Origin of the sequence: Emticicia fluvialis (genome assembly GCF_024793945.1) — a bacterium.
GTDB lineage: Bacteria > Bacteroidota > Bacteroidia > Cytophagales > Spirosomataceae > Emticicia > Emticicia fluvialis.
Genome location: NZ_JANUSD010000018.1, coordinates 91,567 through 98,571 on the forward strand (window position 1 = coordinate 91,567; position 7,005 = coordinate 98,571).

Genomic DNA, 7,005 nt, shown 5'->3' on the forward strand with positions numbered 1-7,005 from the left:
GCATTCTTTTTTTTGTTTATACCCGTGAACTTCTTTTCTGAACCCATATTGACAGGGGCTACTGTTTTGCTTACCGATAGCCGTTTTGTTTCTCAACCACAGCAAAGTATTTTTTTTGCTATTAAAGGAGAAAGGCATGACGGCCACGCTTTTATTGAAGAACTGTACCGGAAGGGTGTCCGGGAGTTTGTAGTTGAAAAAAAAGCAGCGCCTGCTGATTTACTTGTCCGCTTTCCGGACGGGAAATTCTGGATGGTTGAAAACGGCATAAAAGCTTTGCAAAACCTTGCTGCAGCGCACCGAAAGAAATTCAGCATTCCGGTTATTGGCATTACGGGCAGTAATGGCAAAACCATTGTAAAAGAATGGCTGAGTAACCTGCTGGCCCGCGATTACGCCATCATCAAAAGTCCGCGAAGCTATAATTCGCAGATAGGCGTTGGTTTATCTGTCTGGCAAATGAATGAAAGCCACACACTGGGGATTTTTGAAGCAGGGATTTCTAAATCAGGAGAAATGGAAAACCTTGAGCCAATCATTAGCCCAACCATTGGCATTTTTACCAATATTGGCTCGGCACACGATGAGGGATTCAGAAGCCGCAAGCAAAAAGTTACCGAAAAGCTGCGTTTGTTTAAAAAGAGCCAAACGCTTATCTATTGTAAAGACTACGAAGAAATAGATGAAGAAATAAAACTATTGCTGAAAGCGGTTAATCCGGGTATACAGCTGATTGGCTGGTCTAAGAGCCAGGAGAACCCCATAAATGTTACTTACAGCAAAGCCTCACATTATACAACACTGTGTATCAACTGGAACGCCGAAGAATATGAATTCAGGATTCCGTTTACTGATGATGCCTCTATAGAAAATGCTACTCATTGTGTTTTTGCGCGCCTGCTGCTGACCCCCAAAGGGCAGGATTCAGGCGTGATGGCCGACGCCCTGATGAATCTGAAGCCGGTAGCCATGCGTCTGGAACTGAAACAGGGCATTAATGACTGCTACCTGATAGACGATACTTATAATAACGACTACGCAGGCCTGAACATGGCGCTCAATTTTATGAGCCAGCACCACACCAAAAGAAACAAGGTGTTAATAATCAGCGATTTACTGCAGTCTGGCCTTAAAGAAACCGAGTTGTATAAGAGTATTGCCGATTTGGTAAAAGGCAAAGGCATTGACCACCTGGTGGGTATAGGAGAAGACATTTCAAGAAACCAGCATTTTTTTGATGATGGGGTTTTCTACCCGTCAACCGAAGCGTTTCTGAAACAATACCCGATTAACCAACTGCAAGACAGCCTGATTCTGATAAAAGGTGCCAGAAAGTTTGCATTTGAGAAAATCGTTGACAGGCTCATACAAAAAGTGCATGGTACAGTATTTGAAATTAATCTGGATGCCCTTACCAATAATCTTAATTTTTACCGAAGCAAAGCCGGAAACAACACCAGAATAATGGTAATGGTAAAAGCCTATGCCTATGGCAGCGGTAGCGCCGAAGTAGCCAGCCTGCTTGAATACCACCGGGTAGATTACCTGGGGGTGGCGTATCCTGACGAGGGAGTGGTTTTGCGGCAGAATGGCATTAAGCTGCCGGTTATGGTGCTTAATTCTCAGCCCGAAACTTTCAGTAAGTTAAAAGAATATAATCTGGAGCCTGAGATTTACAGTTTTTCAATCTTCCGACGGTTTATTGACTTTGCCCGTTCATATCCTGATACCACATTCAGAATTCATATTAAACTAGACACCGGAATGCATCGGCTTGGGTTTGAGGAACAGGATATCGATACCCTGATTGAGCAGCTCAAATCGAATCCTTCTGTTAAGATTGCATCTATATTCAGCCATCTGGTGGGGGCCGACGAAGCCGAACATAATGATTTTTCAAAGTCTCAGATAGACCGCTTTCAACGGATGTCTGATAAAATAATACAGACCCTGCCTGCGGGTGAAACACCACCATTACGACACATCTGCAATTCGGCGGGTATTATCCGTTTTCCGGAGGCCCGTTTTGATATGGTACGCCTGGGTATAGGTCTTTACGGTGTAGAAGCTACCGGAACCGAGCAGAAATCTTTGCAGACCGTTGGAACACTTAAAACCATTATATCGCAGATTAAACACCTAAAAAAAGGAGAAACCATTGGTTATAGCCGTAAAGGTGTACTTGATAAAGACTCCCGCATTGCTACTATTGCCATTGGCTATGCCGATGGGTTCGACCGCGGTTTCAGTAAGGGTGTAGGCTATGTACTGGTTAATGGAACACGATGCCCCGTAATTGGTAATGTTTGTATGGACATGACCATGGTAGACGTAACAGAAGCCAGTTGTGAAGAGGGAGACGAGGTGATAATATTTGGTAAAGACCTGCCGATACATGAGCTGGCGGCCTCAATAGGAACGATACCCTATGAGATTCTTACTGGTGTGAGCGAACGCGTAAAACGTGTATTTTATAAAGAATAAGTATTCTGAAATCGTGATTTTTGCAATAGAACAGATGCTGTAAGTATATTTGTGAAATTAAAAATTCAACCTAAGTGAAAAAAATATCCATAATTCTCAGCGCAACTTTACTGGCTTTTTCCGGTTTCCGCAGTGATGATTTCAAACCTTACACTGAGCATATTCCGGGGCTTTCTCATGGGCTCGACATGGTACCCGTTCCGGCAGGCGAATTTACAATGGGCAGCCCTGCTACCGAAAAAGACCGCAAACCAGATGAAGGCCCCCAACACACTGTAATGATTGATGCCTTCTGGATGGCTAAATTTGAAACCAGTTGGGAAATGTACGAAACCTTCTTTAACAAAGAACTGGAGGTGGCCGATACTAAAAACACACCCGAAGTGCAAAGCAGAGTAGGGGTAGTTGCCCGCCCGACACAACCTTATGTAGAGATGTCGTTCGGTCAAGGAAAAGAAAGTGGTTTTCCGGTTTGTAATGTTACACAGTTTGCTGCCAGAGCTTTCTGTAAATGGCTATACGCCAAAACCGGGCATTTTTATCGCCTTCCGACAGAAGCAGAGTGGGAGTACGCCGCCCGTGCCGGTAGCAAGACTGCTTATTATTTTGGTGATGACGCCTCGCAGCTGAAAGACTATGGCTGGTTTTTTGATAACTCAGATGGCGCTTATAAAAAATCTGGTCAGAAAAAACCAAATGCCTGGGGCTTGTATGATATGTATGGCAACGTGGCCGAGTGGACATCTGACTTGTATGTGGCAGACTTCTACGGTAAACCTGAGGCTGCTAATAACCCTTATGTAAAACCAACGAAGCATTATCCGCACGTGATTCGTGGCGGACACTGGGACGACGACGCCGACAAACTCCGTAGCGCTGCTCGCAAAACGTCAACTCCTGAACTGAAACAACGTGACCCTCAGATTCCTAAGTCTGACTGGTGGTTGACCGATGCACCTTTTCTGGGTTTCAGGGTAGTAAGACCCGTAAAACAGCCATCTAAAGAAGAAATAGAAGCATACTTTGCCCGCCCTCCTAAGGATATACCTTGATTTGGGAATGGGGCATTTAGTGAATTAGTGAATTAGTGAATTAGTGAATGAGCGGGCGGTGTTACGCTGAATTAATGAATGAGCGGGCGTTCCGCTGAATGAGTGATTGGCTGAATTGCGAATGAACAGATGGCGAGTTAGCACATACGAATTGCTATAAAATTAAATGGTGAATGCCTTGATAAAAATTATCGGCATTCACCATTTTTTTATACTAAACAGGTATGAAATCAACTGATTAAGTTAAATTTATCACTCAATCACTCAATCACTCAATCACTCAATCACTCATTCAGCTGAACGCCGCCCGCTCAATCACTCAATTATCACCCTGCCACTGCTTGTTTTCTTTTTAGTATCAATGCGCTAATGAGTGTTACCAACAAGCCCACAGGTAGTATCTCAAAATAAGTAAAAGCAATAACCCCCAGGGGCGATTTATAAATGCCTGCCGATTGCTGTATCATGGCTATTTCTTCCTGTATATTAGCTGCTGTTTCTCCGCTGGCCTTTGCCTTTTCTATCATGCGGGTAGAATAAACCTCCATAAAGTCAGGTACAAATACATAGTAGTCAATCGTCCAGACTACCACGTAAACCGTAGAAGCAACCAGGCTAATCAGCAAACCCACTTTAAAGGCCTGCCCAAAACTGATAACACCGTTTTTGTGTTTGTCGCGGTAGTTTTTTATGCCCACAAAAACCAGCGAGAAAGCCAATAACATAGAGGCATACCCCACCCAGATACTGCCCTCAAACTGTTGGGTGGCATAGCAATATGCCGTTGAGCAAACCATAAATGTAGACACAATTAGCCCTGCTATGAGTCCACTTACAAGTACAATTCTTTTCATAGTATTTTGTTTTATTTAGGTCGTAAAACTGGCATCAAAAAATCAATTGGGGCTCATACTTTTGGGTGATTTTGACTCGAGACCTGATTTTTCATACCAAAGTATGAGCATAATCAGGCAATAAGGCTCAGTCGCCTTGCTTTTTCTATGGCTTGGGTGCGCCTTTTTACATCCAGTTTTTCAAACACGTTTGATGTATGCGTTTTTACCGTATTGAGCGAAACGAACAGTTTGCCGGCAATTTCCTGATTGCTTAGCCCGCTGGCCATCAATTCCAATACTTCCAGTTCCCTTTTACTCAAGCCTAAATCAAGTAGCAATGCTTCATTCAACTCAAATTCATCGTTGTTTTGTTTTGTTACCCGCTTTTCAATCAATTGCTCTACAATCTTAACTTCTACTTTAGGAGACATCAGTTTTAATGCCAGCCAAATGCCCAGGCCGGTAAATAAAAGGGCAATGGACCCAATGTAAATTTCCATTGAGTGACTAAAAAGTATGAACCGCAGCTCTAGCCATTTCAGCAAAAACAGTAGTATGGCCAGGCTTACGCCATACATTACAGTTTGTTTATTTCTTATCAGAAATTCACGAATCATCTTCAGCATGTTCAGGTATATTGCCCGGCTGCCGGGTATTCAGCAATTAGTTTTTTATTGATGGTCATGCCATGCTTTCCCACGCTTGTATTCCGGAATCCGGCGGTTTTGTTCTATATTTTTGCCGGTCATTGGTTAAACCGTTAGTAAATAAAGGTTTCATTATTCTGAAATGCTTCATTTATAATGACCTATGCTGTTGTAAGTTATAATCAAAATTATCGATAATTAAATTGATTTTCAAGTAATTAAGAATAAGCGGCTTGACATTTTCCAAAAAAAAACATGAAAATTTCAGGAAATAAGATAAATTTGTTTTCTGAAAAATATCAACTCGTATAACCTCTCAAACAAATGAACACAAACTTTTCTCGCCGGGATTTTGTAAAGGCGTCTGCTGTAGTAGCAGGTGGATTGTCTGTTACCAGTCTTCCATTTGAGTCAGCAGCCAACTCTTCTGTTGATGATACCATCAAAATTGCTTTGATTGGTTGTGGCGGACGTGGAACAGGTGCGGCCATGCAGGCACTCTCTGTAAAGCAAAATGTGAAACTGGTAGCAATGGCCGATGCCTTCCGTGATAGAATAGACTCATGCTATAAAAACCTTACAACCGAAAAAGAACCCGGAAAAGGTGTAAAAAGTAAGATTGATGTACCTGAAGACCGTAAGTTTACAGGTTTTGATGGTTACAAACAAGCCATTGCATTGGCAGACGTAGTATTGTTGACAACCCCTCCGGGTTTCCGTCCTATTCATTTTGAAGAGGCGGTGCGCCAGGGCAAGCACGTTTTTATGGAAAAACCTGTGGCAACTGATGCCCCTGGTATCCGCCGTGTGTTGGCAGCGGCCGAAGAGTCGAAAAAGAAGAACCTGAAAGTAGTGGTTGGTTTGCAACGTCACTATCAGAAATCATATCTTGAGACTTACAACAAAGTTATCACTGAAGGTGCCATAGGTGATATTGTTTCTGCCCGTTGTTACTGGAATAACGATGGTGTGTGGGTAAATGAGCGCCAACCCGGCCAGACAGAGATGGAATACCAGATGCGTAACTGGTACTATTTTGTATGGCTTTGCGGCGACCACATCAATGAGCAGCACATCCATAACATTGACGTTATCAACTGGTTTAAAGGTGGGTACCCTACCGAAGCATTAGGTATGGGCGGACGCCAGGTAAGAACCGATAAAAAATTCGGTGAAATATATGACCACCACGCAATAGAGTTTAAATATGCCGACGGCATGATTCTGAACAGCTATTGCCGCCACCAGCCGGGTACGGTTTCTGACGTTTCAGAGCACCTGATTGGTACTAAAGGCCGTGCTACTGAGGGTAGAATTTATGACCTGAAAGGTAACAGTATCTGGAGACACAAAGGCGATGGCGATAAAAACCCGTATCAGGTAGAACACGATGTGTTATTTGATGCCATTGTGAACAACAAGCCTTTGAATGACGCTGAAAACGGTGCAAAAAGTACAATGACAGCCATTATGGGTCGCATGGCCAGTTATTCAGGTAAACGTGTGAAATGGGAAGAAGCCCTTAACTCTGAAATTAACCTGATGCCTGATAAATATACCTGGGATACGCTACCCAAAGTTTTGCCAGACAAAGATGGTTGGTATCCGATTCCGATGCCGGGTAAAACTAAGGCGGTTTAACGTTGAACGGAATGATATTCCGTTCTTCAGGCCTCGGGAGACCAGGTATCTGAATTAGAAACAATCATACGTTATAAAACAATAAAAGAGGCTGTCCAAAAAGGGGCAGCTTCTTTTTTTAGTTTAGATAGGAATGATTCGGGTTTTACTAAGCGGCGTAGCGATATTTTACCTGGTAAGATTCAAAAAGTATAGCAATAGTCCTATTTTGAGCGGTAGATGCTGAATTTTGTTGATTTTCTTGTTCAGACAGGCGTTTTGCTGCCCACTTTCTCAGATTATGCCCGATAGCCATCAGGCCAAACTCAATACCTACCTTCTGAAGACCCCTTAAAGTAAATCTTG

5 protein-coding genes and 1 pseudogene are annotated in these 7,005 nt (G+C 43.0%); 3 read left to right on the top strand and 3 right to left on the bottom strand.

All coding sequences use genetic code 11. The annotated features are described in order from the left end of the window. The first annotated feature begins 24 nt into the window (after positions 1-24). Together NZ848_RS18905 and NZ848_RS18910 are read left to right on the top strand one after the other, a co-directional pair. Positions 25-2,484: a bifunctional UDP-N-acetylmuramoyl-tripeptide:D-alanyl-D-alanine ligase/alanine racemase gene (locus NZ848_RS18905; RefSeq protein ID WP_259016844.1), complete on the top strand. Its 2,460-nt coding sequence runs from the start codon at positions 25-27 to the stop codon at positions 2,482-2,484. 74 nt (positions 2,485-2,558) lie between these two features. After that, positions 2,559-3,536 carry a formylglycine-generating enzyme family protein gene (locus NZ848_RS18910; protein WP_259016845.1) on the top strand — a complete coding sequence of 326 codons (978 nt, stop codon included), beginning with the start codon at positions 2,559-2,561 and terminating at the stop codon, positions 3,534-3,536. Positions 3,537-3,862: 326 nt separating this feature from the next. On the opposite strand, the gene NZ848_RS18915 is transcribed toward NZ848_RS18910, so the two are convergent. Both NZ848_RS18915 and NZ848_RS18920 read right to left on the bottom strand, forming a co-directional pair. Beyond that, entirely contained in the window at positions 3,863-4,390 is a 528-nt protein-coding gene (locus tag NZ848_RS18915; protein WP_253528068.1) for a DUF4199 domain-containing protein, read from the bottom strand. Between the two features lie 113 nt (positions 4,391-4,503). Next, complete coding sequence (locus NZ848_RS18920) at positions 4,504-4,989, bottom strand: helix-turn-helix transcriptional regulator (RefSeq protein ID WP_259016846.1); 486 nt, start codon at positions 4,987-4,989, stop codon at positions 4,504-4,506. A gap of 354 nt (positions 4,990-5,343) precedes the next feature. On the opposite strand from NZ848_RS18920, the gene NZ848_RS18925 reads away from it, so the two are divergent. Further along, a complete protein-coding gene (locus NZ848_RS18925; protein WP_253528036.1) occupies positions 5,344-6,660 on the top strand; it encodes a Gfo/Idh/MocA family oxidoreductase in 1,317 nt (438 codons plus the stop codon). A 148-nt stretch (positions 6,661-6,808) separates the two neighbouring features. On the opposite strand, the pseudogene NZ848_RS18930 reads toward NZ848_RS18925, so the two are convergent. Continuing rightward, positions 6,809-7,005 (bottom strand): annotated as a pseudogene (locus NZ848_RS18930) (hypothetical protein); the annotation flags it as partial.

What these genes read in the sequence shown, in the direction of transcription:
- NZ848_RS18915 (WP_253528068.1), bottom strand. Translation starts at nt 4,390, where the DNA reads ATGAAAAGAATTGTACTTGTAAGTGGACTCATAGCAGGGCTAATTGTG.
- NZ848_RS18920 (WP_259016846.1), bottom strand. Translation starts at nt 4,989, where the DNA reads ATGATTCGTGAATTTCTGATAAGAAATAAACAAACTGTAATGTATGGC.
- NZ848_RS18925 (WP_253528036.1), top strand. Translation starts at nt 5,344, where the DNA reads ATGAACACAAACTTTTCTCGCCGGGATTTTGTAAAGGCGTCTGCTGTA.